The following is a 21,091-nucleotide window of genomic DNA, read 5'->3' on the forward strand; positions in this document are numbered from 1 at the left end:
TTGTCCTAGATTAGTGACTCAGAAAAAATATCCTCCGCATCTCCGCATCGTTGAATGCCAACTCAATTTGACCAAACAATGAATCCTCTTGACCTCCACTCCAAAATCGGAAGAACCGTCGTCCAAGATGGCAGGGAGTTTTTGTTTTTTAGCGGTACGGCCTATCTGGGTATGGGAGGGGTGGAAGCATTCGAAAAACTGGTCATCGAAGGAATCTCCAAATACGGAATCAGCCACGGCCTCAGCCGGGTCAATAATGTCCGATTGTCTGTCTACGAGCAGTTTGAGGTGTTTTTTGCAGAAAAGGCAAAGGCTGAAAAATCCCTGGTTTGGAGCAGCGGTTTTTTGGCCGGAACTGCCGCCATCTCGTATTTAAAGAAAGATGCCCATCAGATTTTTATTGCCCCTGATACACATCCGGCTGTTTTGGCTGAGGGACTTCACCCTTTCCCAAACCCAAGTTTTGGTTATTGGATCGACTATGTCAAAGAAACCTGCGAGAATCTTCCCACCTCCAAGATCCTGTTTTTGGCCAATGCCGTTGATCCGCTGAAGCCTGCTGTCCATGATTTTGATTGGATCAGGGAATTGCCATCACGGCACCATTATACTTTACTCATCGACGACAGCCATGCTTTTGGGATTTTGGGTGAGGATATCTTTGGAACGTATAGCCAATGGAAAAATCTTCCTGTCAATTTGGTCATTTCTGGTTCCTTGGGAAAAGGACTTTCGCTACCAGCCGGAATCATTTTGGCAGATGAAAAAACCATTTCAGGAATCTCCCAAATGTCTATTTTCCGTACTTCCTCGCCACCGACGCCGGGATTTTTGCAGGCATTTCTTCAGGGACAGCATCTTTTTGAAGCGCAGCGCACAAAATCCAAATCCAACCTCAGCCTCTTCAAAAGTTTATTGGGAGAACAATCCGAATTCCTTCAATCCAGCGATTTCCCTGTTTTCTCCTTTCCCGATCAAAGTTGGGTTACCGAGCTTGAAGAGTCAGGTATCATCGTTTCCTCTTTTCCCTATCCAAAGCCCACCGATCCCTTTGCAAACAGGATCGTGATTTCGGGCTGTCACGAAGAGTCGGATATCCTGATCCTCTACAAGGCCATTACAAGCCTTATCTGAAGATTTTTGAACCTGTTGTTTGGGTAAAAAAATGAATATGGCTTACTTGAAGTCAAATAGCAAAATTTGATGCGCATGTTACAAAAACCTGTTTTCCTTTTCCTGATTGGAATTCTGCTGATTTCCTGTTCCCAAAAAGAGCCTGTTCCATTTGCGGATATTCCGGAAAGCTATCCTGTTCTCTGGCAGGTTTTCGAGCATCCCGAGACCTACAAAACTCAGATTCTGTACACACAGATCGACAGGGATTCCTTGGGAAATCCTGTTTTCAGGGATTTCAATGTGGGTCTCGATGATCAGGTTTATTTTTATCCTGCCAGCACGGTCAAGCTTCCTGTTGCGATTTTGGCTTTGGAATGGTTGGCTGAGCAAAATCTACCCGGACTTACTGCAAATACCATCATGCTTACCGATTCGGTCAGGCCTTCTCAGCTTCCCGCTTTGGTTGACAGTTCGGCAGAAAATAACCTGCCGAGCATCGCCCAATACATCAAAAAAATCCTCCTTGTCAGCGACAATGATGCGTATAACAGGTTGTACGAACTCTTGGGACAAGATTATATCAATACAAAGCTTAAGGAAAAGGGGCTGAACAATACAATGATCAACCACCGGCTTAGCATGCCGATTAGCGAGGCCGAAAACAGACATTTCAATCCAATTCGTTTTGTGGACAGCGTTGGGAATATTTTGATGGAAATCCCGGCAAGGGAAACATCAGAAATCTACGCCAACACGGACCATCCAAACATCGGAAAGGCTTACTACAGTAATGGCGAACTGGTAAATACGCCGATGGATTTTACGTTCAAGAATAAGTTTGCGCTTTCGGACCTTCACGGTGTCGTCCAAAGGATAATTTTCCCTGAAAATTTTTCTCCTGAGCAAAGATTCCAGATCAGCGAAAAAGACAGGGAATTTGTCCTGAAATATATGTCCATGTTGCCGCTAGAAAGTGACTATCCCAAATACGAATTGCCGGAATTTTACGACAGCTACTCGAAATTTTTCAAATTCGGAACCGATAAAAACCCCATTCCTGAGCGCTTCAGGATTTTCAACAAAACAGGGAATGCTTACGGTCACTTATTGGACGGTACTTATTTTGTGGATTATGAGACGGGAACAGAGTTTTTTGTATCTGCGGTGATTTATACCAATGCCGACGAAACCCTCAATGACGATGTCTATGAGTACGATTCCATTGGCTTTCCGTTTTTTGCGGAATTGGGGGAATATTTATACCAACTGGAATTGAAAAGAAAAAAGGAAAGGAAGCCCGATCTTTCAGAATTCCGGTTTACTTATAAATAAATCTTCTCCCGCAGATATCGCTGACCTTCGCAGAAGGAAGGTTCAAAACATTTGATTTTTCACCCATGGCTTGTTTTCACTGCCATAAAAAACATTTTTGAATCAGAAAGTCGTGAGGACACTGACTTTGGTACTTCAACATAAAAAAAGCCAACATATTGTTGGCTAGGGCAATGCAAACATTTGGTTCGTCTTATGTATTCTCGGACATGAACTTGTCTAGGTCTTTGAGGGTAATCAGGCCTTCGTAATATGCCCTCCCAAAAACTGCAGCAGTCACTCCCATGTCTTTGAGCTTCTTGAAGTCATCAATATTTCGGACACCCCCACTGGCTGCAAGATGGACTTTTGGAAATTTCTCTAATATTCTTTTATACAATTCAAAATTAGGCCCTTCCATCACCCCATCTCTGGTGACATCTGAAACCTTCAGGTATTTTAAGCCCCTATCGTAGAAATTTTCTATATGGTCAAAAAGGTCAATCTCAGTTTTCTTCAACCATCCCCTTGTTTTGATTTTCATATGTTCAGGATTGGTATCGGCTGCCAAAATGATTTTTTCACGACCATATGTTACCAACCACTGCGCAAACCTTTCCGGGTAAGATGCGGCCACGGATGCCGCCGTGATGGTTTTTGCGCCATATTCAAAGCACTTCAACAAATCCCCATCTGTTGAAATCCCTCCTGTAAAATCTACAATCAGGTTGGTATAGCCTGCTATGGCCTCAAGTATATGGTAATTTTTAGGTTCTCCCCTGCGTGCACCATCCAAGTCCACCAAGTGCAGCCACTTGATGCCATGGTCTTCAAAAGCTTGGGCAATCTCCAATGGGTTATTGGAAATTACTTCCTCCGTGGCAAAATCCCCTCTTTTGAGGCGGACGCATTTGCCATTGATGATCCAAATTGAGGGGATGATGTCAAAATCAGTCATAGCTCCAATAGGTTTGAATTGGGAAATTGTTGAAAACCCTGTCAGGCAAAGTCCAAAACTTAATACCTTATCAGGATTTTAAAGATAATACAAGAAAGCAGAATTTGACAATAGCCTCAAAAACTTTACCTATTTTTAAACCATGGAAAAGAAGGGCAGACAAGTCTCTCAGTAGACTAGCCTAGCTATTTTTCCTTTGGCCCCTGAAGCCCAAATGGAAGTGGTGGTATGGTCAATTTTGACAGCATGAAATCCCTCTTCTGAAAATCTCTCCCAATCATCTCCCCGGTTGGTGGAAAAATCCGACCCATTTGGCCCTACTGTAATCAGCCATCCAAATCTGGCATAAAATTCAACTCCTGATCTATAGCCACTTGGAAGTTTTCCGGAAATCAGATTCCATGTTTTTCCTTTGTCCAAAGAGACCATGCAATTGTTATAGCTCGAATCCGCTTGGGTGTAATCTCCACCCACAGCTACAATACCATCTGGGTCAATCCTGACCATGGAGAAAATCCCTTGGGAATCCTCCTCCTGTAAAATAGGCGTATTGTACTTGTCCCAATGAAATCCATTGTCAGCGGAATGGTAGATTTTACTGTCCTTACCCGCACTTGCAAACCAGATATTGTCTTCGTCTGCCAAAATCCCCGAACCACTTGCCGCAAAGGATCCGCCTCCTACAGGTCCGGGTGGAGAAAGTTCCATCCATTGCCAGGTCTCGCCAAGGTCTTTGGTCTCGAGGACCATCCATTTTTCCTCCACGACATCCCCGATGGCATATCCAGTATTTTTATAAAAAACCATCCCATCCAAAAAGGCCTCTTCGGGACCCTGGTATTTTTTCACCCAAGTCATACCTCCATCTATGGTTTTGTAAATGACGGCAGGCTGACCTGAGGCCATGGCTACGGCAGTATTGGCATCAATGCCCTCAATATCCCGGAAATCTACTGAATCCAAGCCATCGATGATTCCCGATTCCCAAGTTTGGCCGCCATCTAAAGTTCTCAGCCAAGTACCTCCCGAGCCACTTGCCCATACAATCTGCTCTGTAATCGGGGACAGACCACGCAAAGAAGCTGTTGATTGGGTTTCCATTATTTTCCAACCCAAGGGTTTTTCAGGAATGACGATTCGCTTGGCCTTGCCACAGCTTACAAGCAGCAGGAAGAGCAAAAAAAAGGAGATGTGTATTTTCATAGTCGTGGTTATATTTTTAGTAATATCTCGCAAAAAATGTTTGTAAATAGGTTTTTTGTCGGATCAGAGGTACAACAGAATTTTCCTCTATTTGATTTCATTTCTACAAACTGATGCCTTTGGCCATTAGACCTGCCAAAATCGGAATGATGAATAAAAGCAGCAGTTCAAACCTGACCATCCAGAATATTGATTTGGGAATGTGGATCAATTCCTCAGGATCTCCTTTTCTGTTTTTGATAAAAAAAATTGTAGGATAGGCGGAAAGCAAACCAATGAGGACGAAAAAGCCTAGCTTGATATTGAAAATGGGATTTTTGCTGTAAAATTCAGTAGGCTTGCCATATCCTCCCAGCCATAGCATCATTCCCGCAGCCAAAAGTACCAATACCCCTAGACCGTAAATTCCGTCAATTTTAGAAAGACGGTCGATTTCTGATCGCGTCAGGGATTTTTTGAGCAGTAAATGCTCTGAAACTAGTGTGCCCACAATGGTGAAAATACTGATAAAGTGAACGTAGCGGAGGAGGATTTCTGTGGACATATGAAATGGGTATCAGGATAAGGCTTTTCTTAAATCTCCCAACAATTCAGGGACTTTGGTCATGGCATTATAGGGAACATTTGGATCGGGATCGGGAAGGGTTTCGATCGGAACATACCCACGGTAATTGGAATTCCGGATGATGGCCACGAGCTTGTTTATGTCGATCTTTCCTCCCTTTCGGTCACTTAGTAATTCCTTCACCTGCCAATTGACCGCATAAGGAATTACCCGTGCGATATCTGCATAAGGGTCAGGAGTCAGAAAAAACCCGGTGTCTACGATTGTCCCGAGCCAATCCGAATCCACCATATCCAGGATTTTGATGCCTTCATCAGCGCTTTTGAGCATGTCACCATGGTTTTGGACACCGATCATCACACCAAACTGCTTCCCGTATTCGGCACATTCGGCCAAAGCCTCTGCCATCCAAACAGACGTTTCATCCCAGGTATGTTCCTTGGGCTGCACACCGGCAAAAACCCGTAACACCGGCGCTCCCATCTCTGCAGCAACCTCAATCCAAACTTTGGCCAAGGCGACATCAGCACTTCTTTTGACTTTATCCGCAGTTGCAAAATCATTGCGGATGCCTGTTCCGCTGATTCCAAGACCGAGTTGGAAAGCACGTTGCTTGAATTCATTGATAAATTTTCTTTCAGGTCTGTTGGGATATCCGGGAAAAAAATATCCTGTAGGATCTACCGCATCAAATTCCAATCGGGCACATTCTTCCAGCATGTCAAAGAGACTCATGCCTCCGGCTTCTCCTTTTTGGTATTTGTAGAGCTGCACATAGTAGGACCATGCATTCAGGCCTACTTTGATTTTGGAGGAAGGAGATTTATCGAAATTCTGGCTTGGGGCACCAAAAACATCCTGAAGCGGCAAAACTCCCAAACCCAATCCAAGGGGAAGTGCTAATTTGAGAAAATTGCGGCGATCGGTCATAATTCAATGGTCTGGAAAGTAAATCAAGGTACTTATAAAATTGCTAAAATTCCATGAACCAGATAAACCTTGAAAAGATACTCATTGACATTGAATTAAAGGGTTGATTTTTTTTTACTGAATAGCCCAAATTAACAAATCCAAGGTATCACAGTCTTTTTTATCCTTTTCGGTTTTTTGACCGGTATTCTGCATGATGTCTATGATTTTATATTTTTGTTTGGATTCCTGAATGTCTATGTACAAATCTTCGATACAATCTGAATATTTTTTTAATTTATCAAAGTATTTACTGTTAAGATTTCTTTTAATTACCTCGTCTTCATTATTCATATTTCTATTCAAAACAGTTGAATTAAATATCATAGCATATGTATCAGGAAATGTTTTCAAAGTTTCAAAAACGAGAAGCAAATTCAGTTTACTATATGGAGCAGTATTAAAGAATAAATCTTGGTGAGTATTATTCATTTCTTCCGAGTAACTGTTTATTTGGCTTTCATAAATTGATTTTAAAGTGAAAATCATTTTAAAATCATCTTTATCAATTTCTTGTAGTATCGTTTTTTTCAAACCAAAATATTTAGGAATAATTCGATTATTTAGATCTGCATAAAACTCTATTCTCATTTCCACATCCAATTTGAAAATCGAATCAATGTTCGGAGTATGGTGCTTTTCATCCAAAACGAAACTTTCACTTTCACATTCTTGGGAAAAAGCATTCAATCCCTTTAATAGCAAGAGAATAATAAGAAGTATTTTTTTCATGTTTGTATTCATTTTCAACTAAACTAAAGCCAATTACCTAAACTTCCAATTTTTTCTTTTGATCAAAAATTCACTCAACAATACCCTACATAAATCTGCTCTATCTGTTTGAGTCGATTATCCATAATGTTGCCTTCCAAGTAAAATCCTTAAAACTCTTTCCCCCTTTTCCTGATAAATCCCTATATTTTACCCTTCTAAATAAACCTATTGTAATGGCCAATTTTAATATCGATGCAAAAAAGGAGATGACCTACGATGCGATTGTCATCGGATCGGGAATCAGCGGGGGATGGGCTGCCAAGGAACTCTGCGAAAAGGGACTGAAGACCCTTGTCCTGGAGCGGGGCAGGATCGTCGAACATGTCGTGGATTACCCCACCATGACCTTGGATCCTTGGGATACCGAACTCCGCGGAGGACTCACTCCCGAGCAGCGGGATATTCATCCCAAAGGAAACAGGTCAGGATTTATCGGCGAGATGAACCATCATTTCCATGCCAACGACCTCGAAAACCCCTATACCGAAGTCAAACCATTTCTTTGGATCCGCGCCCATCAGATGGGCGGAAGGTCCCTGCTTTGGGGAAAACAGACTTACCGATGGTCTGACCTGGACTTCGAAGCCAATATGAAAGATGGTCATGGGGTAGATTGGCCGATCCGATACAAGGATATTGAATCTTGGTACACTTATGTAGAAAAGTTTGCCGGTATCAGTGGGGAAGCACTTGGATTGCCACAATTGCCTGACAGTCATTTTCTGCCTCCGATGGAGCTTAACTGTGTTGAAAAACACGTAAGAGAAAGAATAGAAAAGGAATTTTCAGGAAGAAATATGATTATCGGAAGGGTGGCCCACCTGACCGAACCGCTTAACGGACGTGGCAAATGCCAGTTCAGAAACCGATGCGATCGTGGATGTCCGTACGGCGCTTATTTCAGCAGCAATGCCGTGACTTTGCCTGCTGCAAATGCCACAGGAAACTTGACCATTAGGCCGTTTTCCATTGTACAGGAATTGATCTATGACAAGGAAAAAGGAAGGGCCACCGGTGTCAGGATCATCGATTCCGAAACAAGCGAAGTCATTGAATACAATGCCAAAATCATTTTCAGTAATGCCTCCACGCTGAGCAGCACACAGATATTGTTGAATTCTGTTTCTGACCGTTTCCCTAATGGACTCGGCAATGACAGCGGGGAATTGGGACACAACCTCATGGACCATACCTACAGGGTTGGCGCAATGGGTAATGTGGAGGGTTTTGACGACCAATACTACAAAGGCCGCAGACCAAACGGCATCTATATCCCACGCTATGTCAATCTGGATGAAAAAACCAAAACCGACAAATTCGTTAGGGGATTTGGTTATCAAGGAGGAGGAGGCAGAGGCAACTGGGGAGCAGGTGCCAATGTGGAGGACTTTGGTGCAGACTTCAAAGACAGCATGATGAAACCCGGACCTTGGGAATTCTTCATTACGGGTTTTGCAGAATGTCTTCCTTACCATGAAAACAAAGTGTACCTCAACAAAGACGTCCTCGACAAATGGGGTCAGCCGACCTTGTCGATAGATGCAGAATGGGGTGCAAATGAACTTGCCATCAATGCCCAAATGAGGATAGATGCCAAGGATATGCTCGAGCGCGCAGGATTGACCAACATCACCGACTTTGACAACAAACATGAAATGGGATACGGCATCCACGAGATGGGTACCGCACGCATGGGACACGATCCAAAGACTTCGGTCCTTAATGGAAATAACCAAGTACATGATTGCAAAAACGTGTTTGTGACCGATGGCGCCTGCATGACTTCCTCCTCATGCGTCAATCCATCTCTTACCTATATGGCACTCACTGCCCGGGCAGCAAACTTTGCCGTCGATGAACTCAAAAAAAATAACCTCTAATGCCATGAACAGACGAGACGCACTTAGAAAAACAGCACTTTTGGCGGGATCAGCCGCCGCAGCGCCGACACTCCTTTCCCTGCTTCAGTCCTGCGCAAAGCAGGACAGACTCACTTGGCAACCGGTCTTTTTGAATGAAGATCAGGCGAGGTTTATCTCCGCATTTGTGGATACTATCCTGCCAAAAACCGAAACACCCGGCGCTTTGGATGTAAAGACCGATGTTTTTATGGATTTGGTTTGGGCAAAGACCTACAACAAAGAAGCCCAAGACAAAGTCGTGGAGGATATTGAAAAATTCAATGCTGACTGCAAGTCCACCTATGGCGATGTCTTTGCCAACCTGAGTCCGGAAGACAAAACCGCCTGCCTCAAAGCCGCAGAAGCAAGTTCCCCGAAGTTCAATCCAAAAGTATGGGGAACGGCCGTCGGGAATCAGGAACCGGTAGGTTTCTACCGCTCGCTAAAGTCCATGGCCATGTGGGGATACTTCTCTTCAGAGGAAATCGGCAAAAACGTACTCAGCTACGATCCCATCCCGGGTGAATTCCTTGGATGTATTCCCCTCTCCGATGTCGGAAATACCTGGAGTCTATAAAAAGAAAAACCGTCGAAAGGCGGTTTTTTTTGCTTCAGAAAGATTGATCGAAATCGGAGTTATTTTTCCCATTCAGTTATTCCATCCACCTTCCTGACTAAATTTATCTCGAAACCTTTTATTATTCCATGCTCTATGGGAGTTCCCATTAAGCTGATTTCAACCTTTTTGTTTTCACTCAAGAGATCATTACGGTTATAATCCTGTATAAGTTGATAGTCTTTTTCATCAAGAAAAACCCTTAAAATTTTTGAATCTAATTTTAAATAGAAGTTTGGTTTATCTATTAATTCCTCACGTTTTAATAGCTCCACAAATTCAATAAGCCTTTTTTCATTATCCGGAATGATAGCTTTTGATTTCATTTTTTTAATCATTGCTTCAAAATTCTGAATGGATGAATCCGGAACATTGTAATACCCTCGAATGTCAACCACCTTAAAAAACAAATCCCCTGTATAGGTTTTCAATTCTTCATTCTCATATTTTTCTGAGAAAAGTTTGTAGTCACAAGAAGAAAAAATAAAAATCAATAAAACGAAAATTGGAAGCGAATTTTTCATTTCTATTTTGTTTGTGGTAAAAAAATTTTGCCTTGAATAGTGAAATTAGTTTAAAATAATGAAGGTTCCTAAAATGCAGCTTTTGATAGGGGAAATTTTTCCAACCAAGAAAAGAAATGATGTGCTTCAGAATGTGGGGAATACCTCAAGTAGATAAAAAAGAAAACTGTCGAGGTGGTTTTTTGTGGGGAGTGTTTTTAGGCAAAGGGACTTTAAATTTGTGAGGAATTGGCTTTAAATTAAGATTTCATGGCTACGCCCCCTGGTCTATCAGAATTGTTCTGATTTGAAACCATTGGGAAATTCATCAAAAGGGAAGATGAATAGCAGGGCTTCCGATTTTTTCAAGGGAGTAGCCCTGCCATCTTCGTAGAACAAATTTTTGAAGGAAAACAACCTAGGGCGTAGCCCTGATATCTTATTTCTTTCGTTTTTCGTACATTTAATTTTCCATAATATGACCATATAATTCTGCCACCATCAAGCCATTTTTCAGATGCAATTTTTCACCGGTTTCGTTTTGTAACTCTAAATTTTCAATTTTTACCCATACAACCATGCGCTTTTGGTTGTCTTCTTTGATGATTTCTTCAGTTTTCAATATTTCTATTTTTTGATTAGAAGCTGAATTGAAATAATAAATGCCGTCTTTTCGTATATAAAACTGAAATTGATTGTCGGAATGACCTAGTTGTTTTTGACCTTTACTCAAAACACTTTTAACCTCATTTGGGTCGGAAGTATCCATTTTCGGAAGAGTGAACGAAAACTTATTTGAAGTATCATCACTTGAAAGTTCAAAATTTAAAATTCTCAAAGGTTCTTTAGTGCCGCTAACCCCATTTGCATTGCAATATCCTATTATCATTTGATACTCCTGAAATCCATATCTCCAATTTATAGATTGGGAATTTAAGTTTGCGCTTAAGCTTGGAGTACTATTGGCTAAAGATAGCGTGTAATTTGGTTCTCTATCCTCCATTTCATTTTCGGTGCAGCCCATTAGTGAAATTGTGAGTATTAAAATTATAAGCTGTTTCATAGTGTCCTGTTTTAGGATTAAATAATTGGAATACCTTGTCGTAAAAGGATAAAGATCGAATATCAAATTTTAAATTGTTTAATTTTTCCTATCAGCTTATGAAGTCAACTTTTTAAGTAGAGATAATTCGCCAAGGCTTGGTTTTGAGTAACTCTTCTACTTGGAATTTGAAACGTCAAAAAAAGCTCTATAGTTAATGATGTTTTTCAATTCTTTAAACATAGTATCTTTTAGTTAAATATCCAATCCTACAATATGGGTAATTTTTGGATTTGAAATCTGCTCTAAAACTTGGGTTTCTCCTGGAGTCTAAATAGAAGAAAAACCGTCGAAAGGCGGTTTTAATTAGTGAAGCTACCGAACGTTAATCAATCACACTTTTTGATATCCTTTCAAATCGGTCATGTATCAATAAATTTTGGGGTATTTTGCACCTACCTAAACCTAATCTCTTTTAGTTAAATAACAGTATCACTTATTTTTTCTCTTTTTTGGATCAGGATTGTAAAAAAAAATTGAAAGCTTGTAAGGTTGCAGGTGTTTTTTACATCTTATAATAAAATTAAAGGCAAATGTCCAAGTCTGTCAGTTTTGAGAAGGCCTATCAAGAATGCTATCCTTCAATCCGTAGATTATGCAGAAGTTATGCTGCTGACCCCGAGGAAGCTGAAGACCTTATACAGGAAACTTTTATCAGTGCTTGGGAAAATTGGCACAGATTCAGGCAAGAATCGCGCGTAAGTACATGGATCTATCGAATCGCTGTCAACGTCTGCTTGACTTATTTACGTAAATCCCGTAAAAAGCCGGTTTCCCGTTTGGAAAACAGTCCTGAATCTGAAGTAATATCCAATCCTGAAGATGGGACCGAGGAGCAAATTCAGCATCTATATCACTGCATCGGTCAACTGCGTCCCGCGGACAGAATCCTTATCACATTGGTATTGGAAGAGTTACCTTATCTCGAAATATCGGCGATTACGGGGATTAAAGAGAACACGATTGCAGTCAGAATTCATAGAATCAAAAAAGAATTAACAGAAATATATCAACGTCATGAAAGAATTTAACACCCTTGCTGCCATCTGGAAACTGCAGCCTGTTCAAAAAGAACCGAAAGAATTCAAAAAAATCCGATCTGTTCGGTCATTGCTCAAAAAAAGAGCATTCTGGAGTTGTGCCGGCCTGATTTCCTTAATCATTTGGATTGGCTGGATCGGATTGGTTTCTCCAAAAAATCAAGTAACAGGATTTTCATTGGCTTCCATTGTTTTGATAATGTTGATCTTGTTGATTCAGGCCGCCTTCAGTGCCTTCAGTTACTTTCAACTTGCCCAAATGCATGAAGATGGAAAACCTTCTGAAGAGCTGCAAAAATGGAATGCTTATTATAAACATCGGACTTCATATCTCAAGAATGTTTCGCCCCTGTTTTTTTTCCTTCTAAATGGTGCATTTTTGCTCTATCTACCGGAAGTTTTGAAAAGCTATCCGAATGACTATTATAAAGTCGGATTTTCGTTAATTTATTTACTCTGCATGGGTCTGGCTTGGTTTGGTCCGGCAAAAGTCTACCTAAAAAAAGAATTGGATAATTTGGAAGAGATTTCCTCGAATTTGAAGACCATTTTTCAACAGTGGTATTCACTTCTTGAGGGTACTTCATCAGTGGACGACTCGAATTTCTGATACCGGGAAAATGGCTTTCAGGGAATAGCAAAAACCACAAGTATAAAGAGGGAAATAATGTGGGAAGGTTTATATGTTTAACATAACGTACTAGCCGATTGGAAGCTTGTTCCTTTTTCTCAAAGGATTTATGATTAATTCTTTGTAAAAAAAACCTCTGGCATACCCCAACATTTTTTTTGAATTATAAAAACCCAAATCTTTTCAGCTATTTAATATACCCCTAAGGAGGTTCCCAAATTTATATCGAATCTCTGTTTGACAATTTAAAATTGTGGGATTATCTCCCCCAAAAATTTGATTTCCAATTTTAGGACACATTTTCGGTGAAGCTAAGACGCTAAACAAAACCCTCCCAAAATCTCCAAAGGGTCATCAGGATCATACAATACCTACACCTTGGACCCTCCCTTCATCGCATGACTATACAAGACAAGAAGCTTCTCGGTAATCCATTCTTTCTTTTCAATCAAAAACCTGACGACAAGGAAATAATGACCCTTACCTCTGTAAATTACACTTGATTCTTTGACATTCTGGAAGAGTATACCTTTAGCTTTTTGCCATTCGAAAGAAGGTAATCGTTTTTTTGCCAAAAGTAAACCCCCAAAATAATTAGCACTGCCGAAACTGCCGAGAGGATAATTTCTGTTACCTTATATTTTATGTTTAGTCCAGTTTTTAAAATGTAAAGTCCCTTGCATCTTTCCCCAAAACACCTTTTTCCTTGAAGGCATTACAGGTTCCGATATTTTTTTAAGGTTTCAGACCATTTTATTTCCAATTCTTGCTCCGATAATTTTGTAATAAGGCAAATGGTTATGACCAGATTTTTATATTCCATTGTATCTGCCATCAACAATTGCAGTAAACCCTGATCTCCACTATGGCCATGGACAAGTTCACAAATCGCAGCACCGGCAGGATATGCTGTTTGGTATCCATTGTACCTTTCGGATTGGGATATCACAGACTTGAAATTTATTGTTTCTGAATGCTCTTCCAGATCAACGGCCAATTTGTTCATAAGGCTTTCATATTCTTCCTTATTCTCTTTCGTTCCGAGGAACTGTGCAAGCCCCTCCTCAACCACAAAATTCCTTTTGGGATTCGAAGGCAGCAGTTTGTGAATAAACTCATGAGGGTAAAATTCATTCCCCTTTGCAGTCAGAATCATTCCTTCTCTGGCTTTTCCGGAGGTTATTCCGACGAAATAATAATCAAAGTTCTCAAGCAATCCCATGTCATCCATACTGCTTGTGATGTAATACTTAAATTCCCCATCATAACCGGGATTAAATCTTCGGATAATCTCCTCGCAAAAACTTTTTGCCCGATCGGCTTCCTGTATATCAAATTCATGTGTAGGAGGAAATATATAGTCAATGCAACCAAGTTTTTTGGAGCTCCAGCCTTTTGATAATTCGACAATCAGGTTTTCCAAAACCCAGGATTCACCTTCTTTAACGGCATTCAGTTTTTGAATACACCAAACTTTGGATCCTGCATACTTGGGGTCGGTCGTTGCTGAAGAAAATAAAACCCTGATCTGATATTTATCCCCAATCGGTTCTACTGACAGTACAAAAGGTGAAAAATATTGGAATAAGGTATTGGCATCCATTCCCCCCTGAAAAATACTTATTCTGCTAAAGTCAAAGTCTTTGTAAAGGGCCTTTTCCTTTTTGTTCCAATAAGGATTGTCGTAAACCGAGTCCGGTTTGGACCTATAATAGTTCTCATAGAGCTTGATTATTGCGTTTATTTCTTCGGATGTCTTGTCCACCCTGGAACTTATCAATAGGCTTATTGGATCAGTATTGTCTTGCGCAAAAAGGGGGTAGAATCCGCTAAGAAAAATAATTGTCAGTAGGATGTTTTTCATTGGTCGATAAAATAAATGTAATGTCCTCCCCTGCTAAGATAACCCCAAAATTCAATTCCATTGAACGCCGGCATTGCCATGGGTATTTGCAGGTTGTCTTTCATACCATAAAAATTTGGAGTTGAAGGTACCCGTATTAGATGGGGATTTGGAATAATGTTTTTAAGATTGGCAAACCAAGCAATTTATTAACACTAACCAATCTGATAATAATGAAACTGATAGAGGCACAAGCTTCAATTAACCAATGAACTTGTTATTTTCACATCCACTATTTTAGCGCTTTTGACTTTGATTTTCAGGGTCTTCTCCTTTTGAAAATATGTTTTTGTCCCACTTTCGGAATTCATAATATCGACTTTTCGGTTCCCCTGTCCAACCATTGATTCCTTTTTTCTTTGGTAAATAATAACCGTGAACATATAACAATGGAATAATAAAGAGTGATAGCAATGTCATTGATACTGTCCTTCCAAAGTAAGCTGAAACTCCACATACAATAATAAGGGTCATCAGGTATTTTCCAACTCTACGAATTTTAGGTGTCTGTTCTTCAAAATGACCCATAAGTATATTACCCAAGGCATAAATTATACTTACAATTGCAATTTCAAACCAAAGTGATTCCATTTTCAACATATTAGTGAGACTTTATTTGTGTTGAATTTTTTAAATGGTTGTCAGTATTCCAAAGCCCCATGTTTTCTTTGGTGCCGAAATGAGGCCCTTCTTTAGTCTACAATTCCGCTTATTTGTTGAAAAACAAATTCAGTTGTCAGGCTGTCTTGTTTGATTTCAAACTTTAAATCTTCAAGTTCAGCACCACTATAACCTCTTCCTTTATTTTTTATAATTCCTTCAATTCCTTTATCCATGCCCTTTAAAGTAATGATGATTTTGGCGCAAAGACCGTCACCTTGGATGTGGGCATGAATGTATTGAGAATTATTTTTTTCTTGATAAGAATCCATCCAATATGTCAGTTTAGACTTGTCGACTTTTGCCAATTGATTAACTATTTCATCTTTATATTCCTTAGCGTCAGGTGAATAATTCTCGAAAATGGTGTTTGTATTTTTACATTCAGTTTTATCACAAGAAGCAACTACAGTTAAAAACCCAAAAGCGATAAGGGTTTGGAAAACAATTTTTGTCATAATAAAAATTTTTAAAATAATGACTGATGGTACATCAAGATTTCTTGTTCACAAATATCCAAATCATTCTATACTTAACAATACTTCTCTCTTTCTCCAACCTTTAAACTTAGTTTTTTTTAGTTAATTATCCAATCCTCCTTTCAGACTAATTGTTGATTTGGAAATTACTGTCCCAATCCTGCAGGAATTCTATAAATCCGAACAATTCAAAAAAATAACCCCCCCGATGGCTCAGGAGGGTCTTTTCATTGATTAGCTGTGTGTATTGGAATAATTAATTGTCTTCATCAAAATCCTCGTCCCCGGGTGTCCCCATGTCAAACATCGAGCTGAACAGGTCCTTGAACTGCATCCCGGTGTCGAGCATTTTTTTGCTGAGTTGGCTGTATTCTGCCAATCCATGAAGTGCAAATTCCATGAAGAATTCCTTTTCTCTTTCGGGTAATGCTTTAACCTGTTTAGTCACGATGCTTTCGAGACCCGGAACCTGATGCAGGAGTGTCTTGTATTCTTTGTCGCTTTGCGAAGCCAATAAATCAAGGGTATTTCCTTCTCCAAACCATGATAGCGGCAGGGTGTATAAGTTGTTTGCCTTTTCTTTTTTCTTCAGTTCAGGAGATGGGAAGAAGTCTGTAAAGAGTGTGCGGATGGCTTTGCCGATCAGGGTATATGCTACCAGACCAGCGCCCTCTTGTTCTCCTTCATAGACGAGTTCCACCTTTCCTGTGATGGCCGGAATGACGCCAATCAGGTCCGAAATTCGGACAACCGTATTTTCCTCATTATTCATATAAATCCTTCTTTCGGCAGCGGAAATGAGGTTTTCATAAGCCGAGATAGTCAGTCGGGCTGATACACCGCTTTTCTCATCCACATATTCACTCTTTCTCGCCTCCACGGCAATCTGCTCGATGAGGTCTTTCATCAGCACCGGCACATGGATTTTGTCCAAGGGCTTTCCGTCCAGTTTTGCTTCCTGGGCTGTGATTCTTTTGCCGATTTCAATGCTCTTGGGATAATGCGTGATGATCTGACTTTCGATCCTATCCTTCAGCGGCGTGACGATAGAACCTCGGTTGGTGTAGTCCTCCGGATTGGCGGTAAATACAAACTGAATATCCAGCGGCAATCTCAATTTGAAACCACGGATTTGGATATCGCCTTCTTGGAGGATGTTGAAAAGCGCCACCTGTATCCTTGCCTGAAGATCCGGAAGTTCGTTGATGACGAAGATAGAACGGTGGGAGCGGGGTACTAATCCGTAATGGATGACGCGCTCGTCGTTGTAAGAAAGCTTCATCGTTGCGGCTTTGATAGGATCGACATCCCCGATAAGGTCAGCTACCGATACGTCAGGCGTTGCAAGCTTTTCGGTGTATCGGTCATCCCTATGCCACCATGTGATGGGTGTATGGTCGCCTTTGTGCTGTATGAGTTCTTTTGAAAAAGTCGTCAGCGGAGCAAAGGGATCATCATTGAGTTCGGAGCCTTCCACCACAGGAATGTACTCGTCCAACAAGTGCGTCATCTGTCTCGCAATCCTGGTTTTGGCTTGACCGCGGAGACCGAGGAGGTTGATATTGTGACGGGAAAGGATGGCCCGCTCGATGTCAGGAATGACTGTATCTTCATATCCCCAAATGCCTTCGAATACGTTCTCCTTGTTTTTGATCTTGTGGATCAGGTTTTGGCGGAGTTCTTCTTTGATGGATTTGGATTGGTATCCGGCGGCTTTGAGTTCGCCTAGGGTTTTTATCTTCAAAAGGTCTTTTCCTGCTAGTTTGCTGTAATCCATGTGTTAAAATTTTTTGGTTCGGTTTCTTTTATAATCTTCAAAAATCAGGTCTCCAAGACCTTTGAGGCTACTGTAATAGGCATTTCCGTTGTTGACTTTGGTAAATTCCTTGACAAATTCCTTCAGGTAAGGATCCGAAGCAATCATAAATGTGGTGACAGGAATCTTCAGTTTGCGGCATTGTGCGGCAAGCTTGAGCGTTTCATTGAGGATCTTGCTGTCGATGCCAAAGGCATTTTTATAGTATTTGATCCCGACTTTGAGACAGGTGGGTTTACCGTCGGTAATCATGAAAATCTGCTTGTTCGGATTTTTCCTCTTTCTCAATAAATCCATCGCCAACTCCAGTCCTGCGACGGTATTGGTGTGGTAGGGCCCGACCTGAAGGTAAGGCAAATCCTTGATTTCAATCTGCCAGGCATCATTTCCAAATACTATGATATCTAGGGTATCTTTTGGATATCGGGTTTTAATGAGTTCGGCAAGTGCCATGGCGACTTTTTTAGCCGGCGTGATTCTGTCCTCACCATACAAAATCATCGAATGCGAGATGTCAATCATCAGCACAGTGGAAGTCTGGGAGCGGAATTCATTCTCGACAACTTCCAAATCATCTTCGGTCAAAAGATAATCCCCTCCAAAACCGTGGTTTACCTGTGCATTTCTGATTGAATCTGTCAGCGCAATCTGATCAAGGTTGTCCCCAAAAGTGTAAGGCCTGCGGTCAGTTCCTTTCTCTTCACCCTGACCTGAGTGAGTGGTGCGGTGTTGGCCGCTTTTGCCGCGCTTGAGTTTGCCGAAGATTTCTTCCAACGCACTTTTCCGTATAGTCTGCTCGGCTTTGGAAGTGATCTGGAATTCTCCTTTTTGATTTTCCTCAGTGAGGTAGCCTTTGGTTTTGAGGTCTTCTATAAAATCACCGATGCCGTAACCGGGATTGGTCATGTTGTAGCGCTTGTCGAGGTTGGTCAACCAAGACAATGCCTCTGCCACATCTCCACCGGTCATGGTCACGAGTTGGAGGAAAATATTGAGCAGGTTTTCGAAGGTATTTTTCTCCGGATCGTTGGGCGGTACGTACTGTGTAAATCGAAATCCTTTCATAGCAAAGTCATAACACAATCAAGGCAAAGCTGGTTTGGATTCGGGAAAAAATAATTGGGTGGGGATTATTTGGTTTTTGGTGAGAGGTTAAAGGTTATTTGGTTATTGAAGTCTGAAATGGTTTTGACCTATAAAAATTTGGCAAAGATGGAATTTTATCCAAATTTTATTTCTAAATAATGCCATTCCATTGCCAAAGGACACTTACCTTAGACTCTGAAACCCAAACATTCAGCAACTTGTATGGAAAAGAACTTGCCCGAATCCAACCAAAAAATCAAGATCAACCCTGTTGTCTATCATTCTCTGCAATTGCTTGCGCTAGGTCTGATATTGGTTTGGTGTTTTTCATCCTTGAGCCATTTATCACACCTTTGGTTTGGGCAGCTGTTTTGGCGACGACATTTTACCCTCTTCATGTCAGGCTTTCACGCAGGTTGAAGGGAAAAAATGCACTTTCTGCCACCATCATTGCGCTCACGCTGCTGTTGCTAATCATCGGGCCGGGAGTGTGGTTGCTGATCGCGACTGCGGATGAGTTCAAGGAGTTAGTCAATGCCTACCGAAGCAATGACCTGCATATACCTCCTCCGGCCGACAAGGTGGCAGAATGGCCGATAATCGGGAAAAAGATCTATGGTCTGTGGGCTGAGGCTTCGGCAAGTCTTTCGCAAACCCTGACCAATCACCAAGAAGAAATCAAACCCTATTTGCTGAAGTTTTTGGATCTCTTGAAGAGCAGTGCAAAGGGATTGTTGCTGTTTTCATTGTCCATTGGCATCAGTGGGGTGATGCTCGCCTATGCCAAGGAGGGCACGCAAATGCTCAAAACGATTTTCACCAAACTTGCAGGAAAAATGGGTGAGGATATGGCAGAAATTGCGGAAGTGACAATTCGGAACGTAGTCAAAGGAATATTGGGAGTGGCGCTGATACAGGCAATCTTTGCAGGAGTAGGTCTCGTGGTTGCAGGAATTCCATTTGCAGGAGTTTGGATTTTGATATGTCTCATTTTATCGATTGTGCAAATAGGCATTCTTCCGGTTTCGATCGGGACCATTATCTATATCTGGGGGACAGCGGACAGCCTGACAGCAACCCTATTTACCGTTTGGATGATCGCAGCAGGATTGTTGGACAATTTTCTCAAGCCGATCTTATTGGGCAAAGGCGCACCTGCACCGATGGCCATTGTATTTATGGGTGCCATCGGGGGATTTATATTTTCGGGATTTATCGGTCTTTTTACGGGAGCCATCATATTGACACTTGGATACAAGCTTGCGGTGGGTTGGCTTGCAGGCGAAAGTGAATAAGTCCGGTCCTGAATATCACAAGGATTACAGACCTATTCCATCCCCAATCCCACAATGATCGGCTTTCTGATTTGGATTGGAAGCAGATGCAACAATCGGTTTTGATTTTTTGTTATCAGGATATAAAACATTGATAGCCATGAAAAACTACCTCTTTCCTGTTTATTTGGTGACCGCGGTTTTGATCGTCTATGTGACAGCCATTCAGGTCAACCTTGCCACTTCTTTGATACTGTTTGTATTTTCTTTTTCGCCGGCCTTGGTTCTTTGGATGGTGTATAGGGTACTTACCGCAGATGTGGAAGTAACCTCTACTTTCGAAGAAAAATGGTATGAAGATCAATAAGCAAATCAAAGTTTCAGGCCGGGTTCAGGGCGTTTTCTTTCGGAAAAGTACCCAACAAAAAGCCTTGGAGCTGGGGATTAAAGGTTGGGTGAAAAATGAGCCGGATGGGTCCGTCCTGGTAGAAATGGAAGGTAATCTTTCTGCTATGATGGAAATGGAAGAATGGCTGAGAAATGGACCTCTCTTGGCCAAAGTTGAGTTTCTTGAAATATCAGATGGTGAAGTTTTCAACCATGCTGATTTTTTGATTCTAAGGTGAGTTTCTTTTAAATTACTTTTTTCATTTTTGCCAGATTATATTGCCGGAGGTTGATAAATAAAAGTAATAATCGATCTATCAAACCTTCTCCGTAAATCTTAAAATCCGGAGGGAAAAAGCATAAAAAAAACCTTCCGGTGAACCTTAACTTATTGTGTTGGTCGTTAGGAACCCGGAAGGAAAAAAAAGAAACTTCAGTTGCAGGCGCCTTGGGTATACGAAAGAACACCGGCGTTAATAGCGACGCAGCTATTCCCATAAGTTTTTTTGTCGCAGCCACAAACAGGATCATATAGCATGATGCAGGCGGCGGAAGTATTTATCTTGGAAGTATCGATGCATCCATCGATAATTCTCTCTGCCGGACTGACTTCCTCGCATTGAAAGGAGAAAAGCATGATGGCTGAAAATGTGAGGATTAAAGGGAAAATCTTTTTCATAGCATATTGATTAGAATAAACCCAAGACGTTCCTACCAAGGAAAACGCGACTTGTAATTGGAAAACTATCTTTGGTTTTTTTTAGAAAAATTTTTGGATTAAAAAGAGATTTTTTTTG

General features: G+C 41.2%; 22 protein-coding genes. 9 read left to right on the forward strand and 13 right to left on the reverse strand.

What is annotated here, in order from left to right:
• Nucleotides 1-78: 78 nt before the first annotated feature.
• Both NU887_RS04620 and NU887_RS04625 read left to right on the forward strand, forming a co-directional pair.
• On the forward strand, nucleotides 79-1,134 hold the full coding sequence (locus NU887_RS04620) for an aminotransferase class I/II-fold pyridoxal phosphate-dependent enzyme (RefSeq protein WP_258422188.1): 1,056 nt from the start codon (nucleotides 79-81) through the stop codon (nucleotides 1,132-1,134).
• A 75-nt stretch (nucleotides 1,135-1,209) separates the two neighbouring features.
• Nucleotides 1,210-2,448: a class A beta-lactamase-related serine hydrolase gene (locus NU887_RS04625; RefSeq protein ID WP_258422189.1), complete on the forward strand. Its 1,239-nt coding sequence runs from the start codon at nucleotides 1,210-1,212 to the stop codon at nucleotides 2,446-2,448.
• Between the two features lie 193 nt (nucleotides 2,449-2,641).
• On the opposite strand, the gene NU887_RS04630 is transcribed toward NU887_RS04625, so the two are convergent.
• From NU887_RS04630 to NU887_RS04650, 5 genes are all read right to left on the reverse strand, one after another.
• The gene (locus tag NU887_RS04630) at nucleotides 2,642-3,385 is read right to left on the reverse strand and encodes a 1-(5-phosphoribosyl)-5-[(5-phosphoribosylamino)methylideneamino]imidazole-4-carboxamide isomerase (RefSeq protein ID WP_258422190.1); all 744 of its coding nucleotides are present in this window, start codon (nucleotides 3,383-3,385) and stop codon (nucleotides 2,642-2,644) included.
• 168 nt (nucleotides 3,386-3,553) lie between these two features.
• Nucleotides 3,554-4,588, reverse strand: a complete 1,035-nt coding sequence (locus NU887_RS04635) for a WD40/YVTN/BNR-like repeat-containing protein (protein WP_258422191.1) — start codon at nucleotides 4,586-4,588, stop codon at nucleotides 3,554-3,556.
• A 103-nt stretch (nucleotides 4,589-4,691) separates the two neighbouring features.
• Nucleotides 4,692-5,132, reverse strand: coding sequence for a DUF2214 family protein (locus NU887_RS04640; RefSeq protein WP_258422192.1), 441 nt, complete (start codon nucleotides 5,130-5,132; stop codon nucleotides 4,692-4,694).
• 12 nt (nucleotides 5,133-5,144) lie between these two features.
• Nucleotides 5,145-6,083, reverse strand: a complete 939-nt coding sequence (locus NU887_RS04645) for a sugar phosphate isomerase/epimerase family protein (RefSeq protein ID WP_258422193.1) — start codon at nucleotides 6,081-6,083, stop codon at nucleotides 5,145-5,147.
• A 114-nt stretch (nucleotides 6,084-6,197) separates the two neighbouring features.
• A complete protein-coding gene (locus NU887_RS04650) occupies nucleotides 6,198-6,854 on the reverse strand; it encodes a hypothetical protein (RefSeq protein ID WP_258422194.1) in 657 nt (218 codons plus the stop codon).
• Between the two features lie 215 nt (nucleotides 6,855-7,069).
• Here NU887_RS04650 and NU887_RS04655 point away from each other — a divergent pair, with 215 nt between their 5' ends.
• Together NU887_RS04655 and NU887_RS04660 are read left to right on the forward strand one after the other, a co-directional pair.
• On the forward strand, nucleotides 7,070-8,776 hold the full coding sequence (locus tag NU887_RS04655) for a GMC oxidoreductase (protein WP_258422195.1): 1,707 nt from the start codon (nucleotides 7,070-7,072) through the stop codon (nucleotides 8,774-8,776).
• A gap of 4 nt (nucleotides 8,777-8,780) precedes the next feature.
• Complete coding sequence (locus NU887_RS04660) at nucleotides 8,781-9,374, forward strand: gluconate 2-dehydrogenase subunit 3 family protein (protein WP_258422196.1); 594 nt, start codon at nucleotides 8,781-8,783, stop codon at nucleotides 9,372-9,374.
• Between the two features lie 59 nt (nucleotides 9,375-9,433).
• On the opposite strand, the gene NU887_RS04665 is transcribed toward NU887_RS04660, so the two are convergent.
• Both NU887_RS04665 and NU887_RS04670 read right to left on the reverse strand, forming a co-directional pair.
• Complete coding sequence (locus NU887_RS04665) at nucleotides 9,434-9,937, reverse strand: hypothetical protein (RefSeq protein WP_258422197.1); 504 nt, start codon at nucleotides 9,935-9,937, stop codon at nucleotides 9,434-9,436.
• Nucleotides 9,938-10,379: 442 nt separating this feature from the next.
• Nucleotides 10,380-10,979 (reverse strand): hypothetical protein, encoded by a 600-nt coding sequence (locus tag NU887_RS04670; protein ID WP_258422198.1) that lies wholly within the window; start codon nucleotides 10,977-10,979, stop codon nucleotides 10,380-10,382.
• 572 nt (nucleotides 10,980-11,551) lie between these two features.
• Here NU887_RS04670 and NU887_RS04675 point away from each other — a divergent pair.
• Both NU887_RS04675 and NU887_RS04680 read left to right on the forward strand, forming a co-directional pair.
• Nucleotides 11,552-12,049 (forward strand): RNA polymerase sigma factor, encoded by a 498-nt coding sequence (locus NU887_RS04675; protein WP_258422199.1) that lies wholly within the window; start codon nucleotides 11,552-11,554, stop codon nucleotides 12,047-12,049.
• Nucleotides 12,036-12,668, forward strand: coding sequence for a hypothetical protein (locus NU887_RS04680; protein ID WP_258422200.1), 633 nt, complete (start codon nucleotides 12,036-12,038; stop codon nucleotides 12,666-12,668). The genes NU887_RS04675 and NU887_RS04680 overlap by 14 nt, the downstream gene beginning before the upstream one ends.
• 736 nt (nucleotides 12,669-13,404) lie before the next feature.
• On the opposite strand, the gene NU887_RS04685 is transcribed toward NU887_RS04680, so the two are convergent.
• The 5 genes from NU887_RS04685 to NU887_RS04705 all read right to left on the reverse strand — a co-directional run bounded on the left by NU887_RS04685 (nucleotide 13,405) and on the right by NU887_RS04705 (nucleotide 18,612).
• Nucleotides 13,405-14,553 carry a hypothetical protein gene (locus NU887_RS04685; RefSeq protein WP_258422201.1) on the reverse strand — a complete coding sequence of 383 codons (1,149 nt, stop codon included), beginning with the start codon at nucleotides 14,551-14,553 and terminating at the stop codon, nucleotides 13,405-13,407.
• 276 nt (nucleotides 14,554-14,829) lie between these two features.
• On the reverse strand, nucleotides 14,830-15,183 hold the full coding sequence (locus NU887_RS04690) for a hypothetical protein (protein WP_258422202.1): 354 nt from the start codon (nucleotides 15,181-15,183) through the stop codon (nucleotides 14,830-14,832).
• A gap of 101 nt (nucleotides 15,184-15,284) precedes the next feature.
• A complete protein-coding gene (locus tag NU887_RS04695) occupies nucleotides 15,285-15,710 on the reverse strand; it encodes a hypothetical protein (RefSeq protein ID WP_258422203.1) in 426 nt (141 codons plus the stop codon).
• A 277-nt stretch (nucleotides 15,711-15,987) separates the two neighbouring features.
• Nucleotides 15,988-17,508 (reverse strand): P-loop NTPase family protein, encoded by a 1,521-nt coding sequence (locus tag NU887_RS04700; RefSeq protein WP_258422204.1) that lies wholly within the window; start codon nucleotides 17,506-17,508, stop codon nucleotides 15,988-15,990.
• A 3-nt stretch (nucleotides 17,509-17,511) separates the two neighbouring features.
• Nucleotides 17,512-18,612 (reverse strand): vWA domain-containing protein, encoded by a 1,101-nt coding sequence (locus NU887_RS04705; protein ID WP_258422205.1) that lies wholly within the window; start codon nucleotides 18,610-18,612, stop codon nucleotides 17,512-17,514.
• Between the two features lie 179 nt (nucleotides 18,613-18,791).
• Here NU887_RS04705 and NU887_RS04710 point away from each other — a divergent pair, with 179 nt between their 5' ends.
• From NU887_RS04710 to NU887_RS04720, 3 genes are all read left to right on the forward strand, one after another.
• A complete protein-coding gene (locus NU887_RS04710) occupies nucleotides 18,792-19,928 on the forward strand; it encodes an AI-2E family transporter (protein ID WP_258422206.1) in 1,137 nt (378 codons plus the stop codon).
• A gap of 139 nt (nucleotides 19,929-20,067) precedes the next feature.
• A complete protein-coding gene (locus NU887_RS04715) occupies nucleotides 20,068-20,274 on the forward strand; it encodes a hypothetical protein (protein ID WP_113923717.1) in 207 nt (68 codons plus the stop codon).
• Complete coding sequence (locus tag NU887_RS04720) at nucleotides 20,261-20,533, forward strand: acylphosphatase (protein ID WP_258422207.1); 273 nt, start codon at nucleotides 20,261-20,263, stop codon at nucleotides 20,531-20,533. The genes NU887_RS04715 and NU887_RS04720 overlap by 14 nt, the downstream gene beginning before the upstream one ends.
• A 194-nt stretch (nucleotides 20,534-20,727) precedes the next feature.
• On the opposite strand, the gene NU887_RS04725 is transcribed toward NU887_RS04720, so the two are convergent.
• Nucleotides 20,728-20,973, reverse strand: a complete 246-nt coding sequence (locus NU887_RS04725; protein WP_258422208.1) for a Kazal-type serine protease inhibitor family protein — start codon at nucleotides 20,971-20,973, stop codon at nucleotides 20,728-20,730.
• Nucleotides 20,974-21,091: the final 118 nt, after the last annotated feature.

The organism is Aquiflexum gelatinilyticum (assembly GCF_024741135.1).
Taxonomy (GTDB): domain Bacteria; phylum Bacteroidota; class Bacteroidia; order Cytophagales; family Cyclobacteriaceae; genus Cognataquiflexum; species Cognataquiflexum gelatinilyticum.